At 67.4% G+C, this 15,058-nt stretch carries 17 protein-coding genes and 1 tRNA gene; 13 read left to right on the top strand and 5 right to left on the bottom strand.

The window, feature by feature from the left end:
* Positions 1 to 8 precede the first annotated feature (8 nt).
* The 4 genes from LI336_RS00245 to LI336_RS00260 are packed head-to-tail and all read left to right on the top strand — an operon-like array spanning position 9 to position 3,187.
* Positions 9 to 614 (top strand): chemotaxis protein CheC, encoded by a 606-nt coding sequence (locus LI336_RS00245; RefSeq protein ID WP_227130614.1) that lies wholly within the window; start codon positions 9 to 11, stop codon positions 612 to 614.
* Positions 611 to 1,852 (top strand): chemotaxis protein CheC, encoded by a 1,242-nt coding sequence (locus tag LI336_RS00250; protein ID WP_227130615.1) that lies wholly within the window; start codon positions 611 to 613, stop codon positions 1,850 to 1,852. Before LI336_RS00245 ends, LI336_RS00250 begins: the two co-directional genes overlap by 4 nt.
* 13 nt (positions 1,853 to 1,865) lie before the next feature.
* Complete coding sequence (locus LI336_RS00255) at positions 1,866 to 2,387, top strand: chemotaxis protein CheD (RefSeq protein ID WP_227130616.1); 522 nt, start codon at positions 1,866 to 1,868, stop codon at positions 2,385 to 2,387.
* Positions 2,384 to 3,187, top strand: a complete 804-nt coding sequence (locus LI336_RS00260) for a CheR family methyltransferase (protein WP_227130617.1) — start codon at positions 2,384 to 2,386, stop codon at positions 3,185 to 3,187. Before LI336_RS00255 ends, LI336_RS00260 begins: the two co-directional genes overlap by 4 nt.
* A 115-nt stretch (positions 3,188 to 3,302) precedes the next feature.
* On the opposite strand, the gene LI336_RS00265 is transcribed toward LI336_RS00260, so the two are convergent.
* Both LI336_RS00265 and LI336_RS00270 read right to left on the bottom strand, forming a co-directional pair.
* The gene (locus LI336_RS00265) at positions 3,303 to 3,443 is read right to left on the bottom strand and encodes a hypothetical protein (protein WP_227130618.1); all 141 of its coding nucleotides are present in this window, start codon (positions 3,441 to 3,443) and stop codon (positions 3,303 to 3,305) included.
* A 381-nt stretch (positions 3,444 to 3,824) separates the two neighbouring features.
* Positions 3,825 to 3,896 (bottom strand) — tRNA-Ala (locus LI336_RS00270).
* 276 nt (positions 3,897 to 4,172) lie between these two features.
* On the opposite strand from LI336_RS00270, the gene LI336_RS00275 reads away from it, so the two are divergent.
* The 4 genes from LI336_RS00275 to LI336_RS00290 are packed head-to-tail and all read left to right on the top strand — an operon-like array spanning position 4,173 to position 6,738.
* Positions 4,173 to 4,646, top strand: coding sequence for a 30S ribosomal protein S15 (locus LI336_RS00275; protein WP_227130619.1), 474 nt, complete (start codon positions 4,173 to 4,175; stop codon positions 4,644 to 4,646).
* 6 nt (positions 4,647 to 4,652) lie between these two features.
* Positions 4,653 to 5,849 (top strand): exonuclease RecJ, encoded by a 1,197-nt coding sequence (locus LI336_RS00280; RefSeq protein ID WP_227130620.1) that lies wholly within the window; start codon positions 4,653 to 4,655, stop codon positions 5,847 to 5,849.
* A complete protein-coding gene (locus tag LI336_RS00285; protein ID WP_227130621.1) occupies positions 5,846 to 6,082 on the top strand; it encodes a KEOPS complex subunit Pcc1 in 237 nt (78 codons plus the stop codon). Before LI336_RS00280 ends, LI336_RS00285 begins: the two co-directional genes overlap by 4 nt.
* Positions 6,079 to 6,738 (top strand): 30S ribosomal protein S3ae, encoded by a 660-nt coding sequence (locus tag LI336_RS00290; RefSeq protein WP_227130622.1) that lies wholly within the window; start codon positions 6,079 to 6,081, stop codon positions 6,736 to 6,738. The genes LI336_RS00285 and LI336_RS00290 overlap by 4 nt, the downstream gene beginning before the upstream one ends.
* Before the next feature lie 111 nt (positions 6,739 to 6,849).
* On the opposite strand, the gene LI336_RS00295 is transcribed toward LI336_RS00290, so the two are convergent.
* The gene (locus LI336_RS00295; protein ID WP_227130623.1) at positions 6,850 to 7,275 is read right to left on the bottom strand and encodes a plastocyanin/azurin family copper-binding protein; all 426 of its coding nucleotides are present in this window, start codon (positions 7,273 to 7,275) and stop codon (positions 6,850 to 6,852) included.
* Positions 7,276 to 7,453: 178 nt separating this feature from the next.
* On the opposite strand from LI336_RS00295, the gene LI336_RS00300 reads away from it, so the two are divergent.
* The 3 genes from LI336_RS00300 (at position 7,454) to LI336_RS00310 (ending at position 11,401) form a co-directional block, all read left to right on the top strand.
* Complete coding sequence (locus LI336_RS00300; RefSeq protein ID WP_227130624.1) at positions 7,454 to 8,176, top strand: protein sorting system archaetidylserine synthase; 723 nt, start codon at positions 7,454 to 7,456, stop codon at positions 8,174 to 8,176.
* 51 nt (positions 8,177 to 8,227) lie between these two features.
* On the top strand, positions 8,228 to 9,490 hold the full coding sequence (locus LI336_RS00305; RefSeq protein WP_227130625.1) for a HEAT repeat domain-containing protein: 1,263 nt from the start codon (positions 8,228 to 8,230) through the stop codon (positions 9,488 to 9,490).
* 159 nt (positions 9,491 to 9,649) lie between these two features.
* Positions 9,650 to 11,401, top strand: a complete 1,752-nt coding sequence (locus LI336_RS00310) for a phospholipase D-like domain-containing protein (protein ID WP_227130626.1) — start codon at positions 9,650 to 9,652, stop codon at positions 11,399 to 11,401.
* A gap of 29 nt (positions 11,402 to 11,430) precedes the next feature.
* On the opposite strand, the gene han is transcribed toward LI336_RS00310, so the two are convergent.
* A complete protein-coding gene (gene han, locus LI336_RS00315) occupies positions 11,431 to 13,329 on the bottom strand; it encodes a Hef-associated nuclease (RefSeq protein WP_227130627.1) in 1,899 nt (632 codons plus the stop codon).
* 318 nt (positions 13,330 to 13,647) lie between these two features.
* Here han and LI336_RS00320 point away from each other — a divergent pair, with 318 nt between their 5' ends.
* A complete protein-coding gene (locus LI336_RS00320; protein ID WP_227130628.1) occupies positions 13,648 to 14,169 on the top strand; it encodes a Mov34/MPN/PAD-1 family protein in 522 nt (173 codons plus the stop codon).
* Positions 14,170 to 14,601: an FAD synthase family protein gene (locus tag LI336_RS00325; protein WP_227130629.1), complete on the top strand. Its 432-nt coding sequence runs from the start codon at positions 14,170 to 14,172 to the stop codon at positions 14,599 to 14,601.
* A 16-nt stretch (positions 14,602 to 14,617) separates the two neighbouring features.
* Here the strand turns inward: LI336_RS00325 and LI336_RS00330 are convergent, their stop codons facing one another.
* Positions 14,618 to 14,992: a CBS domain-containing protein gene (locus LI336_RS00330; RefSeq protein ID WP_227130630.1), complete on the bottom strand. Its 375-nt coding sequence runs from the start codon at positions 14,990 to 14,992 to the stop codon at positions 14,618 to 14,620.
* Between the last annotated feature and the right edge of the window lie 66 nt (positions 14,993 to 15,058).

The raw sequence follows: 15,058 nt of genomic DNA on the forward strand, positions 1-15,058 counted from the left end.
AACAAACCATGAGCTTGATGGTCGACATCCGGAAGCTTAGCTTCATCAACGAAATGGCAAAGGTGGGGACGAACGGCGTCGCCGAGAACATGAGTAAACTCACGGGCGAGAACGCCCAGATGGAGGTGACGAAGACGAACTTCATCGACGTGAAGGACATCAAGTCCCAGCTCGACGACGGGAAGCGCGTCGGCGTCCGCGTGCGGCTGATGGAGCCGCCGCACGGGCACGTCCTCATCCTCTTCCCGGAATCGTCCGCGAAGAAGGTGACCGCGCTCATGTTGTCCGATATGGTGGACGACATGGGTGACGTGTCCGGCGAGATGGCTCGGTCGGCAGTCGAGGAACTCGGGAACATGATGGCGAGCGGGTTCATCGACGGCTGGGCGGACGTCCTCGGTCGCACCATCGACATCGCGACACCCCAGCTCGTGTACGCGCCAGCGGGCGACATCGTCGAACGGACCGCGGGACTGGGCGGCGAAGACCTCGCGCTGTTCTTCGACTCGAACCTGACCGTCCCGAGTTACGACATCGCCGCCGAGATCTACGCGTTCCCCGACCTCGAGGAGTTCGTGGAGATGGTCAACGCGATCGAGGCACGGCCCCAATGAAACTGGACATCAAGGCACTCGGGACGTTCTACGAGATGGCGCGCGAAGGCGCCGGCCTCGCCGCAGGCCGCCTCACGCGGATGACTGGCGTCGAGACGCGAGTCGGCGTCACGAAACTGAACTTCATGCGGGGCTCGGAGATCCAGAAGGAGTTCGGCGACGGCACCGACAAGGTCGGCGTCCGCGTCGAACTGTCCGGCGGCATCGACGGGCACTCCGTCATCGTCTTCGACCGCGAAAGCGCGCTGCGCGTCGTCTCCACGCTCCTGGACGAAGCCGGCGACGATTTCGACGACATGAGTCGAAGTGCCGTCACCGAGGTCGGTCAGATAATGAACGCGGGGTTCATCGACGGCTGGGCGGACGTCCTCGAGACCGGTATCGACGTGGAGACGCCCGAGTTCGTCGAAGGCCGGACCGCGATGGACTTCATCGGCGACCTCGAGGAAGCGCCGGACGCCGACGACTTCGCGCTCCTCTTCCAGAGCAAGATCGAGGCGGTCGACACGGAGATCGAGTTCCGGCACTACCTGTTCCCCGAGCGCGAGTCGATGGCGGCCGTCCTCGACCGGCACCGCGACCCGAACTCGATCGGGATCGAGTACGACAAGCTCGCCGGGTTCGACGAGATGGCGAAACAGGGCGCGAAGGAGGTGGCGTCGAACATCACGACGCTCACGGGCATCGAGACCGAGGTCGAGGTCCGGAAGCTGAACTTCGCGAGTCTCGAAGCCATCCCCGAGGAGATCGACGACGAGATGCTCGTCGGCGTCGCGCACGAACTCGACGGGAACCCCTCCGGGTACCTGTTGTTCCTGTTCGACGAAGGGAGCGCTCGCGAGGTCGTCGAAGCGACCGTGCCGAGTCCACCGGACGACGAGTTCGGTGACCTCGGCGTCAGCGCGATCAAGGAACTCGGGAACATCATGGCGAGCGGGTTCATCGACGGGTGGGCGAACGTCCTCGGGACGACCATCGACCACTCGCCGCCGGAGTACATCCACGACTACGGTGCGGCGGTCATCGACCCGGTCGTCATCCAGCTCGGCGAAGATCAGGAGTTCGCGTTCGTGTTCGACACCGTGATGCGCGCGAACGACCGCGAGTTCGACTGCTCGATCTACGCCATCCCGAACCAGGACGACCTGGAACGTGCGCTGAACGAACTCGACGTGGAGAAGGTCGCCGACGCGGAGACGAAAGCTGACGTCTCCATCGACGAACTGGAGAACGCATGACGATGGAGGACGCATGAAGACGTACGGGAGCGAACCAGGGGCACCGGAACCGGTACAGGTCGGCATCTCGGAGTTCGTCGTCCGCGGCAGGGACGCCGAGGACACGCTGAAATCGTACGGGCTCGGGTCGTGTCTCGCGGTCGCGCTCTGGGACCCGGACTCGGGAATCGGCGGGCTCGCGCACGTGATGCTGCCCGACGGCGACGCCGCGGACGGCGCGGACGAGAAGCCCGGGAAGTACGCGGACACCGCGATCCGCGCGATGCTCCGGCGGATGGTGGAGAATGGCGCGGCGTACACGAGCGTCGAAGCGAAGATCGCGGGCGGGAGCGACATGTTCGAGTTCGAGTCCTTCGGTGACGGCGTCGGCGATCGCAACACCGCTGCCGCGAAGGACGAACTCGGGAAGCTCGGCGTCCCCATCATCGCCGAGGACACGGGCGGGCAGCGTGGTCGCACGGTCGAGTTCGACACGAGCACCGGCACGCTCACCGTTCGGACCGCCGACGGCGATCACGGAGTGGTCGAGCTGTGAGCGGTGACGTCGCCTACGAGCAAGTCACCACGTACGTCGAGGACGAGATCGGGTTCGCGACGAGTCACTACAACGACAGCTACCTGAAGCGACGCCTCTCCAGTCGGATGCGTCGAACGGACGTCTCGGGGTACGAGGAGTACTTCGAGTTCCTGAAGGACAACGACGAGGAGGCACAGGCGCTGTTGGACTCGTTCTCGATAAACGTCACGGGGTTCTTCCGGAATCCGGACGTCTGGGAGGGCATCCGTGGCGTCCTCCGGGACCTCTCGGAGCACAACGACCACGTCCACGTCTGGTCGGCGGCGTGCGCGGACGGTCGGGAACCGTACTCGCTCGCGATGCTCGCCATCGACGACCCGCGCGTCGACGAGGAGAAGTTCCGCATCTACGGGACGGACATCAACGAGGAGTCCCTGCAGACCGCGCAGTACGGCGAGTACAGCAGTTCGCGGACCGTCGACATCGAGGAACAGCTGTCGTTCCTCTCGAACTTCCATGCGTACGTCGACCGTGACGGTGACTCGTTCCGGATGACCGAGCGCGTGCGTCGGAAGGTGACGTTCGCGAAGCACGACCTCATCAACGGCGAGGCCAAGAGCGGCTTCGACCTCGTCGTCTGCCGGAACCTCTTCATCTACATCGACAACGAGTACAAGCAACCGATCCTGCGGACCATCGCGCAGTCGCTGAAGCCCGGTGGGTATCTCGTCATCGGGAAGGCGGAGACGATTCCGCCACAGCTCAAGTCGGCCTTCGAGGTTCTCGACGGTCGACTCCGCATCTACCGTCGCGACTAACGACCAGAACAACGCTATCGTGTCGGCACACGAACCAATTTTTTCCGTGTGTTGGTTGGATAACATCAACGGACGGCGAGCGCGGTGTCGAGCGAGCGCTCGGAGCGCCGCGACTTCAGGCGACCTTCCGCTTGAGTTTCTTCTTCACGACGCGCTTCCCGACGAACGCGAGCACGCCAGCAGCGACGAGGCCCTTCCAGCCGTACTTGTCCTTCCCCTTCTTCGCGGCCTTGCGAACGAGTTTACTACCGAACATACACGACACGACGAGCAAGACCCACGAGAACGTCGGGGCAAAACAGTTCGGGTGCAGGCTGCAAGCCCGCCCGCCTTTCCACATCCACGCGACCAACGACTCGCTGCGCTCGTCGGTTGGCGCCGCGAAAATGTGAGTGGACTTGTCGGGATCCTCGCGAGCGAGCGTAGCGAGCGAATGGGGATACGACAAGCCCACGACTCCGTGAACGTAGTGAACGGAGGAAGTGGACTTGTCGGGATTTGAACCCGAAACCAGACCTGCTCGCTCGCTTCACTCGCTGTGCGCGACTGGTATGGCTTCAAATCCCGTCTGCGACGGTCAATTCTGACGACTCCGACGACTCGCTACGCTCGACGATTGGAGTCGTCAGAATGTGAGTGGACTTGTCGGGATTTGAACCCGAGGCCTTCCCCGTGCCAGGGGGATGATCTACCGCTGATCTACAAGCCCGCGTTCGCAAGACTACTTTGTCCGTGGGTGATTGATAAACCCCTCGAATCGCGTCGCTGTCGTGGGAGGGTTTGGCGTGGGTTGGTGATGTGTTTGGAAACCCTTTTGAGCGCGCTCGCCGGAGGTATTGGCGGGAACGGCACGGTCGCAAATCTGACTCGCTGCCCGCTTGGGTGGCTTGGGATTGCGATAGTGCGTCCCGACCGCGAGCCCTGCGCGCAGCGTGGGGTGGCGGTCGGGTGACTATCTGCGCCGCTGCGGTTCCTATCCTCAACAATGGCACGAATGCACACGCGCCGTCGAGGCTCGTCCGGTTCGGACAAGCCTGCGGCGGACGAACCGCCGGAGTGGAGCGACGTCGACGCGGACGCTGTCGAAGACCGCGTCGTCGAACTGAAAGAACAGGGTTACGACCCGTCCCAGATCGGGATGAAGCTGCGCGACGAGGGCGTTCAGGGCACGCCGGTGCCGGACGTCAAGCTCGCGACCGGAAAGAAGGTCACGGAGATCCTCGAGGAGCACGATGCGACGGACGAGCTCCCGGAGGACCTCCGGAACCTCATGGAGCGCGCCGTGCGTCTCCGCGATCACATGGAGGAGCATCCGCTGGACGCGTCGAACAAGCGCGCGCTCCAGAACGCGGAGTCGAAGGTGCGCCGTCTCGTCTCGTACTACCGTGGTGACGTCCTCGACGAGGACTTCACGTACGAGCACGAGGAAGTGAAGGAACTCCTCGGGTACGACGACTAACGTCAGATGTCGCAGTCAGGTCGCAGTGGTACCGACGGCGGGCTCGACGCGGCGAGCGTCGCGACCGAGGTAGCCGATGCGCCGTTCGTGCGCGTCGTCGCTCGCGCGAGCGGCGATGCGGTGGCGGCTGCCGGGTTGCTCGGTCGCGTGCTCGCTTCGCGCGGAACGCCGTTCCAGGTGAGCGTCGGTCGCACTATCGAGGACCGGACGCGTCGCGTCGAGGACGCCTCGGCGGGCGACGTCACCGTGGTCGTCGGTGATTCGCGCGCGAGCGACGCCGTGCATCTGGACCCCGTGGACGAGCCGGCGAGCGTCGCGGCGTGGCGGCTCGCTGGCGAGCTCGGCGCGACCGCGGACTCGGTGCTGGCGCTCGTCGGCGTCGCCGCGGCTGGCGTGACACCGGGTGCTGGCTCGAGCGCACGACTCGTGGAGTCCGCGGAGGCCGGGGGGCGGCTCGACCGTCGTCCCGGCGTCGCGGGGCCCGTCGACGACGTCGTCGACGCGCTCGCGCACTCGACGCTCGTGCACGCGTCGTTCTCGGGCGACGAGGACGCGGCGCGGAACGCGCTCGGTGCGTTGTCCGTGGACGCGGACGTCCTCGCGGGCGACGTGGACCTGTCCGACGACGACCGTCGACGGGTCGCGTCGTTCGTCGCCATCGCTGCGACCGGTGCCGCGGAGGCGCCGGCGCGCTCGGGCGACGCCGTCGAGCGTGCACTCCGTCCGTACGTGCTCGCCGACGCGGACGCGCCGTTCGCGACCGTCGCCGGGTACGCGGACGTGCTCGCGGTGCTCGCGGAGAGCGCGCCGGGCACGGGCGTCGCGGTGGCGCTCGGGCACGACGTCCGCGAGAGCGCGCTGTCGGCGTGGCGCGAGGGCGCGACGGCCGCCCACGAGGCGGTCGGGTCGTGCGAGCGCGCTCGCCACGACGGCGTCGTCGTCGTCCGCGACGTGGACGCGCCGCTCGCGACGACCGCGCGCCTCGTCCGCGACTACCGCTCGCCGGAACCCGCCGTCGCCGCCATCGACCCTGCTGGTGACGCCGTCGCGGTCGCCGGGACGCCCGACGTGGGCGTCGGCGACGTGCTGGCGCGCGTCACCACGCAGACCGGTGGCGAGCACGACGGTACCGCCGACGCTGGCTACGCGACCATCGACTGCGAGACCGACGAGTTCGTCGACTCGCTGAGGGCTGCACTATGAGAACCGCGACCATCGAGACGACCCACGACGACGCCGCACTCGTCGCGGCAGCGCTCGCGCCGGACAACACGAGCGAGATGGAGACGACGGTCGAGGACGGCCGCGTCGTGACGTGCATCGAGCGCGAGACGACGAGCGGCCTCCAGTCGACCGTCGACGACTACGTCGTGAACGTCGGCGTCGCGGAGCGAATCGTACAGACTGCCAACCACACATCGAATCACAACACATGAGCGAACGATCAGTCTCCCGTAAGAAGGACCAGAAACGCTGGTACACGATTCACGCGCCCGAGCAGTTCGGTCGCGAGGAACTCGGTACCACGCCCGCAGACGAACCGGACCAGGTGCTCGGTCGCACCATCGAAACAACGCTCGGCGACCTCAAGCAGGACGCCAGCGAGAACAACACGAAGCTCACGTTCAAGATCAACGACGTCGGGAGCGACGCCGCGTACACCGAGTTCGTGTCCCACGAGCTCACGCGAGACTACCTCCGTAGTCTCGTGCGCCGTGGCGCCTCGAAGGTCGAGGCGTACATCACGGTGCTGTCGACGGACGACTACCGCGTCCAGATCCAGCCCGTGGCGTTCACGACGAAGAAGGCGGACGCGAGCCAGGAGAAGGCCATCCGCCGGACGATGATCGACCAGGTCGAGGCGGCTGCCGAGGAGCGCACGTTCGAGGCGCTCGTCGACAGCGTCGTCGAGGGCCGGATGTCCTCGGCGATCTACAGCGAGGCGAAGACGATCTACCCGCTGCGTCGCGTGGAGATCCAGAAGATGACGCTCGAAGCCCGTCCCGAGGAGGTCGCCGCGGAGGAGGAGACGGCCGTCGAGGTCGACGAGGACGAGGTCGCGGACGAGATCGAACCGGACGACGAGGAGTAATCGAACTCCCACGCACGCGGCGTTCGCGTGCCCGAGACGCCTTTCTTCACGTGCAACCGTGGTGTGTGTGGTCGCGAGTAGCGGAGGCGACGGGTTGGGGCCGTGAGTCGATTACTCTTCGACGACGACGCTCCCGGTCATCGCCTGGCGCTCGTGGGGGATGCAGAAGTACTGGAACTCGCCGGCGGTCTCGAACGTGTGCTCGTAGGTGTCGCCGGAGACGATACCGCCGGCGCCGCGCGCCCACGCGTCCCGCGCCGCCTGCTCGTCGTCGAACCCGCCCGAGGCGAAGTACGCGCCGCCGTCGGGGACCCCCGTGTCGTACGCGGTGACGGTGTGTGCACGACCGCTCGTGTTCTTCCAGACGACCGTGTCGCCGACGGAGACCGTTATCTCGTCGGGCTCGTACACGCTGTCGCCCATCCCGACGTCGAAGTCGTCGTTCCCGCTACCGGTGCTATTGAAGACCGCGAGGCATCCCGAGAGTGCGCCCGCTGTCGCGAGTGCGCCGGACGCGAGGACCGAACGGCGGTTCATGCGCGCCGCTTAGGGCCTCCCGGACAAATGTACCGCGGTTCCCGAGGCACGTTCGACCGGTGAACCACCACGCGCTCGCGTCGCGAACGACCCGGCGCGGTCGGCCGCGGCCCGGGTGACGCGCCCGCAGGCGGGCAGAACGCAAGTCCTATTGGTGCGCTTCACGCAGTCGTTCGATATGTTGCCGCGGTTCGTCGGGCGATTGAGTCTCGCGGACGCCGTCACGACGACGAACGCCTGCCTGGGCTTCGTCGCGGTCGTGGTGGCGTTCGCGGACCCGGAGCTCGCGGCGAGACTCGTCCTCCTCGCTGGCATCGCCGACGGGCTCGACGGCGTGGTCGCACGCTACTCCGGCGGCTCGGCGGCCGGCCCCTACCTGGACTCGCTCGCGGACGTCGCGTCGTTCTGCGTCGCCCCTGCGGTCGTGGTCTACGTGAGCGTCAGGGACGCCTGGGCGGTCAGCATCGCCGACCCGGGGGTGCTCCTGGCGCTCGTCCTCGCCGTCCCCGCGTTGTTCGTCGCGATGGGCGTCGTCCGCCTCGGCCTCTACACGGCGTACGATACCGCGGACGACCACACGGAGGGCGTGCAGACGACGCTCGCAGCGACCATCCTCGCCGCGGCCGTCCTCTCGGGCGTCACCGACCCGCGCGTCCTCCTCGCCGCGACCGGCGCGTTCGTCTACCTCATGGTGTCCACGGTGACGTACCCGGACCTCCTTGCGCGCGACGCGCTCCTGATGGGCGTCGTGCACGCGCTCGCCGTGCTCGTTCCCTACGCGTTCGGCCGGACGTTCCCGTACGCCATCCTCACGCTCGGCGTCGCGTATCTCGTGGCTGGCCCGTGGTTCTACTGGCGGGAGGACGACCCCGCGGTCGCGAACCTGTATGGAAACGCTTAGGAAACCGCTGGCCCGACGTTCCCGTATGACTCTCACGGCTGGTGTTCGCCCATGAGCGAGGACGAACCCGAGAACGGCGACGCCGACGGCGAGGCAGCCGACGACACCGAAGGGACCGACTACAGCGTCGAGGAACTCCGCGACCGACTCGAGGAACTCCAGGAACTCCTCGACGCCGCGGAGACCGAGGCCGACCTCGACGACGTCGAGGCCGACGTCGAGCAACTGGAAGCGGACGTGGAGGCGAGCGACCTCCCCGAACCCGACGACGAGGACGAGGACGCGCCCGAGGAGGAACTCGTCGCGGACATCGAGGACGTCCAGAGCGACCTCGAAGAGGCGCGCGGCCCGTACGCGGCGGACGTCGCGAGCGACCTCGAGGATGTCGCGAGCACGGTCGCGGACACGCGCTGGACGGAGGACGGTCACGAGGACGTCCACGCGGCCGTCGAGACGTTCCTCGAGGCCGCCGGCGAGGAACTCGACGAATCGTTCGACGCCGACGACGAGGAACCCGAGAGCCTGGGGACGGCGCTCGAAGCGGTCGCCGACGCCGTCGAGAGCGCTGGCCTGGACGCTGACGAGGACGCCGACGTCATCGCCGCGCTCCTCGAGGCGACCGAGACGCTCCAGGCGGCCGTCGAGGACGCCGAGGAGTGGGACGACCTCTCCATCCGCGAACAGCTCGAGTTCCACGGCGTCTACGACCAGGTCGACCACCGGAAGGACTTCCCGCCGGAGTGGCACGCGCTCAAGGTCTACGAGAAGAACTTCGACGCCGAGGGCGTGCTCGTCGTCCTCGACCGCTTGGACTCGGACTTCATGGAGCGTCACTGCATGGAGGTCCTGGAGAAGCTCGGCCCGGAGGAGGCCCTCGACGAGATGAGTCAGCGCGCGCAGCGCCGCGACAAAGCCGCGATCCGCATCCTCGGGAAGATCGGGAGCGAGGAGCCCGTGGAGACGCTCGTCGACTACGTGGACGCGGACTCCGACCCGGAACTCCAGAAGGCGACGTTCCGCGCACTCGGCGAGATCGGGAGCGAGGAGGCGACGCAGCCGCTCGCGAACAAGCTCGTGGCGGACAGCGAGGACACGCGCTCGCGTGCCGCTCGCGCGCTCGGTCTCCTCGGTGACACGCGCGCCATCAGCCCGCTCGCGGACGTCCTCGCTGACGAGGCGGAAGCCGACCGCGTGCGTGCCAGTGCCGCGTGGGCGCTCAACCAGATCGGGACCGAGGCCGCCTTGGAGGAGGTCTCGGGGTACGTCGACGACCGCGCGTTCATCGTGCAGGCGGAAGCCGAGAAGGTCGCCTGAGCGCGTCGTTCGTTCGCGTCACTCGTTCCTCTCACCGATCCGTTTCACTCGTTCGAGGAGGGTCCTCGCACCGTTCGCACATCGATTCGTGCGTGCTACGATTCAAGGAGCGACCGCTACGCCCGAGGGTTCTTGTGACGGGGCGCGGCTACGGTCGGCGTGCCACGAGGACGTACGGTCGCGGTAGCCCTGGTCTGGTTGCTCGTCGCACCGGCGATAGCGACCGGTGCTGGGTCCGCGTCGATGGCGGACGTCGACCCGGCAGCCCCGCCAGTCGGGGCATCCACGGCAGCGGCGGGAGTGAGTCCGTCCTCGCTGTCGGAGGCGGCCAGGGAGAACGAGTCGGGGCCGCGAGTCGAGGCGGTCTACCCGAATCCGGTCGCCGACGGTGACGCCGGCGAGTACGTCCTGTTGTCGTTCCCCGATCGCACTGCCGTCGGGAACTGGACGCTCTCGGACGGCGAGACCACGGTCTCGCTCCCGAACCGGACCGTCTCCGGGGTCGTGGTCGTCGCAGCGAACGTCTCCGCCGCACGTCGCCTCCGAGCGAACGCGTCCGCGCCGACTCACGCCCGCGCGAACGGGAGCCACGGGAACGACGGGAGCAGCACGCGCATCCCTGGTGTCACCGCCGCGGGGCTCGCGCTGTCGAACGGCGGCGAACGACTGGTGCTCGCCCGACCGAACGGGACGACGGCGGACGCCGTCGCGTACGAGGACGCGCCCGAAGGCGAACGGTACGTCGACGGCGCGTTCCGACCGCTCGGTGCGACCGCCCACGCGCCAGCGACAACGGCGAGCGTCGACGCGCGAGCGTTCGTCACGCCAGACGTCGCCGTGCCGCTCGCCCCCATCCGGAACGCGTCGACGAGGATCTCCCTCGCCGGGTACACGTTCGCGTCCGAACGCGTCGCCGACGCACTCGAGCGCGCAGCCGACCGCGGCGTCGACGTCCGCGTGCTCGTCGACGACGCCCCAGTCGGCGGCGTCACGCCGCGCCAGGTACGCGTCCTCGAGGACCTCTCCGACTCCGGCATCGCGGTTCGGGCACTCGGCGGACGCCGCGCACGCTACGACTACCATCACGCGAAGTACCTCGTCGCGGACGACGTCGCCGTCGTCCTCACCGAGAACTGGAAACCCTCCGGGACCGGCGGGCACGCGAACCGCGGCTGGGGAGTCGTCCTCCGAGACGAAGCGACCGCGAGCGCGCTCCGGGACGTCTTCGACAGCGACTGGACGGGACCGGACGCGAGACCCTGGACGAGCGTCACCACGGAGGCGGCCGCCCAATCGACTCGCGCCGCGAACGCCACGTACCCCACGCGAATCCGGTCGCGCAACGTCACCGCCGAGCGCGCGACCGTCCTCGTCGCCCCCGACAACGCCGAACGGGCGCTCACCGCACGCCTCCGGAACGCGACCGACCGCGTGCAGGTCCTCCAGATGACCGCCGCCCGCGACGGCGTTCTCGTCCGCGAGACCGTCGCGGCCGCTCGCCGCGGCGTCGACGTCCGCATCCTCCTCTCCTCCGCGTGGTACGCTCGCGAAGAGAACCAGGCGGTCGTCGACGCGCTCACCACCATCGCCGAACGCGAATCCCTCCCGCTCGACGCCCGACTCGTCGACCCGGACGGCCGATTCCGGAAGGTGCACGCGAAAGGCATCGTCGTCGACGACACCGTCGTCCTCGGCTCCATCAACTGGAACGACCACTCGCTCCGCGAGAACCGAGAGGTCGCCGTCGTCCTCCACGGCGACGCCGTCGCGGACTACTACGCGGACGCCCTCGCCCGCGACTGGCAAGGCGGCACGAAGACACCCATCCCCACGTGGCTCGCAGTCGCCACCGCCGTCGCCGTCCTCGTCGTCCTCGCAGCGCTCGCGCGACGGATCCACTTCGAGAACTGACCGCGAAAAGAACGCTGTCGAACCCAGCCTCAGACGTCGTCGACCGCGGAGAGACTGGAGACGTCCTCGTCGATGTCTGCATCCGCCATCTTCTCGACGAGCGCGTCCAGGACCTCCTCGCGGCGGCCCTTCACGAACTTGATCGAGCCGACGACGAGGTGCCCGCCGCCCGAGACCCCGCCTTCTGCGACCTCCTCGGTGAGTTCGGTCACCATGTTCGGGATGTCCAGACGCACGCCGTCCGACCGCAGCACCGCGAAGTCCGGCCCGTATCCAATCGTGATGACGGGGTCACCGGTCTCCTTGACCTTCCGGTCGTGGATCTCGCCGGTCGTGTTCCCCGGTGCCGGGTACGTGAAGCGCTTCGCGTGATTCTCCACGTCGATGCGGTAGAGTTGCGCGCCGTTGTCCAGCTCTTCGTGCTCGACGTGCTCCATGGCGCGGTCGAGTTGCGTCTCCACGCGCTCTCGCGAGCGCGACGCGAGGAAGTCCACGAGCTCCTCGTGGCGTGCCTCGTCGTCGCACCGCACGTTCAGCGCGTCGTCGATGAGATGCTGGCCGGAGTTGTACCGGAGCCAGTGCGCGCCGTAATCCAGCGCCTCCGAGATGTCGCGGAGGTCGTCCTCGCTGTAGCCCGCGTCGTTCGCGAGTTCGAGGTAGTCCGTCATCGCCTCGGCCTTCGACCGGTCCGCGAGCCCCGCGACCGCGGGGACGTGGTCGAGCTTGTCGGCGAACTCGGGGTGGATCATGCGCGCGAGCTCCACGCACATCATCCCCGTCGTCACCCGGTAGTCCTCGTCGTAGAGGTACGGGTTCACGTGATGCGTCAGGAGGTCGTCGACCGCCTCGGGATCCGGGTGATGGTGGTCGACGACGACGATGGGGATGTCGTAGTGCGCGAGCGTCTCGTACGCCGGCACGTCCTCCGCGGTACTCCCGTTGTCGAGCATCAGGAGCAGCGGGAGCTTCTGGCCGTGCCGCGAGCGGTCCTCGAGCGCGAAGTTCAGGTCGCGCGTCGCGTCCTCCATCTCGTAGAACGGCGCCTTCGACGGCAGGCGCTTGAACAGGTGGCGTTTCGCGTCACCGTCCTCGTGGACGTCCTCGATGAACGCCTCCAACGCCGCCTGCACCGGGACGCTCGCGCACATCCCGTCACCGTCCGCGTGATGCCGCAGCCGGATGGGGCGTCCCTCGATGACGGTCTTCCGGAGTTCCTGCGCGACCGCCTCCAGGTCCGGGCGGAGCTTCTCGAACGCCTCCCACTCCACGAGCGGCTCCACGTCGTTCGGCTCCGCCGCATCCAGCATCGCGCTCTCAAGGCGCTCGTGGACCGCGTCCGCGGCGTCGCCCTCGAGCGTCTCGATGTGCTCGACCTCGATCTGGTGCGTTCCCTCGCGCTTCTCGACCTCGCCCGCGATACGCACCACGTCACCGACCTCGATCTCGGGGTGCGCGCGAACGCCAGCGGACGCGAACGCCGTCGCCGGCACCACGCCGTGCTCGTCGCGAACCTGGAACACCGTCGGCCCACCCGTCTGCTTGATCTGCGTGACCTCGCCCTCGACGTGCACGCGATCACCGAGCTGCGTCGACAACGCACTCGTCGCCGTCAACGCCACGTCCTCGCTCGCCCGCTCCACGTCGTACTCGCCCGCGACGTCCGCGAGCACGAACGACAGGTCGCCGTTGTCCCGCACCGACTCCAGTTCCACGACGAGCTCGTCACCGACCGAATACGACCCGTCCAGGTTCGACTCGTGCACGAGACCCGACACCGACTCCGACAAATCAACGAACACCCCGTACTCGACGACCCCGTTCACCGTCGCCAAGTACGGCACCTCCGCATCAACGTCGTCGACGGTACACGCCGGAGCGAGATCGAAGACGACCGGACGCTCCGCCCCGCCGGCAGATTCAACAGTCATGTTACCCTCGGATTTGCTCCGCCGCCGTTTAATCCTTGTCAAGACGCCCCGCCCCGCCAGAAACCGCCACTTGCACGCACACACACCCACCACCCCACAGCAACCAGGCAAGCGACCGCACCGCCGAAACGGCGCCCTGGGGGGCGCCGTACGCTCGTGCGGGCCGCATCCGCGAGTAGTCACCACAGCACCGACCGCGAACGCCCCCGCACCGCTGAAACGGCGCCCTGGGGGGCGCCGTACGCTCGTGCGGGCCGCGTGACGCTCGTGCGGCCCGCATCCGCAACGTTCAGGTAGCCGAGACGACGAGTTGCGGGCATGGGGTTGTTCGACCGGTTCTTCCGGTCGCGAAACGTCGCGGGTATCGCGCGGGACACGCTCGAGTTCGCGCTCTCGTCGGCCGAAGACACGCACCCGAACGAGTACATGGGGTTCATGCGTGGGACGCCGGCGCGCGAGTTCGACCTCGACGAGGAGATCCACCCGGACGACTACGTCGTGACCGACGTCCTCGTCATCCCGGGGACGACGTCGAACGAGATGAGTGCGACCGTCGACAATAACATGATCCCGAACGACATGCGGACCGTCGGCTCCATTCACTCGCACCCGAACGGCGTCCTCCGGCCGAGTGACGCCGACCTGGCGACGTTCACGTCCGGGAGCGTGCACGTCATCATGGGTGCGCCGTACCGGACGAGTGACTGGCGGGCGTTCGATCAGGAAGGCGAGGCGACCACGCTCCCGGTCCTCGACGTCGACCTCGACGACCCGGAGGCGTTCTTCGACTTCGACCAGTACGACATCGACGACGAACTGCGGCCAGGAGACACCTACTAGATGACACGAGCAATCGCACAGGGCACGTTCGACATCCTCCACCCGGGGCACGTGCACTACCTCGAAGACGCAGCGTCGTACGGCGACGAACTCCACGTCATCATCGCACGACGCGGGAACGTCACGCACAAGGAGAAACCCATCCTCGCCGACCGTCAGCGCCGCGACATGGTCGCCGCGCTCGACGTCGTCGACGAAGCACACCTCGGGGACCGCGAGGACATCTTCGTGCCGATCGAGCGCATCGACCCGGACTACGTCGTCCTCGGGCACGACCAGCACCACGACGAGGCGAGCATCCAGCGCGCGCTCTCCGAGCGCGGCATCGACTGCGAGGTCAGTCGAGCGAGCGCTCGCGAAAGACGCTACGACGACGAACTCCTGTCGACGGGTCGCATCATCGACCGCATCCTCGACGAACGCGGCGACTGAACGGTCGACTAGCGGTTCACGAGATGGTGCCAGTGACGTCGGTCGACGATATCATGCCGACGTAGTCGTCGTCGACCACGGGCAGGTGCTTGATGCCGTACGTCGTCATCATCGCAGCGACCTCCTCCATGTAGAGGTCCGGGCTGACGGTCTCGACGTCCTCGGTCATCACGTCCCCGACCGTGAGCTCGGAGACGTTCCGGCCCTCGGCGACGGCGTCCAGGACGTCCGTGCTACTGATGATACCGCGCGGGTTCGTCGGCACCACGAGCGCGTTGATGTCCAGTTCGCGCATGCGCTTGGTCGCCTTCATGACGGTCGCGTCCTTCGACACGGTCTCCAGCGGTGACGACATCACGTCCTCGACGGTCACTCGGTCGGACGAATTCATACGAACACTCACGGCGACCACCGTAATGGTGTTTCCGCCGGTGGCAGCGCTTTCGTGGAACGGGCA

It is taken from the genome of Halorubellus salinus, assembly GCF_020567525.1.
Taxonomy (GTDB): Archaea; Halobacteriota; Halobacteria; order Halobacteriales; family Natrialbaceae; genus Halorubellus; species Halorubellus salinus.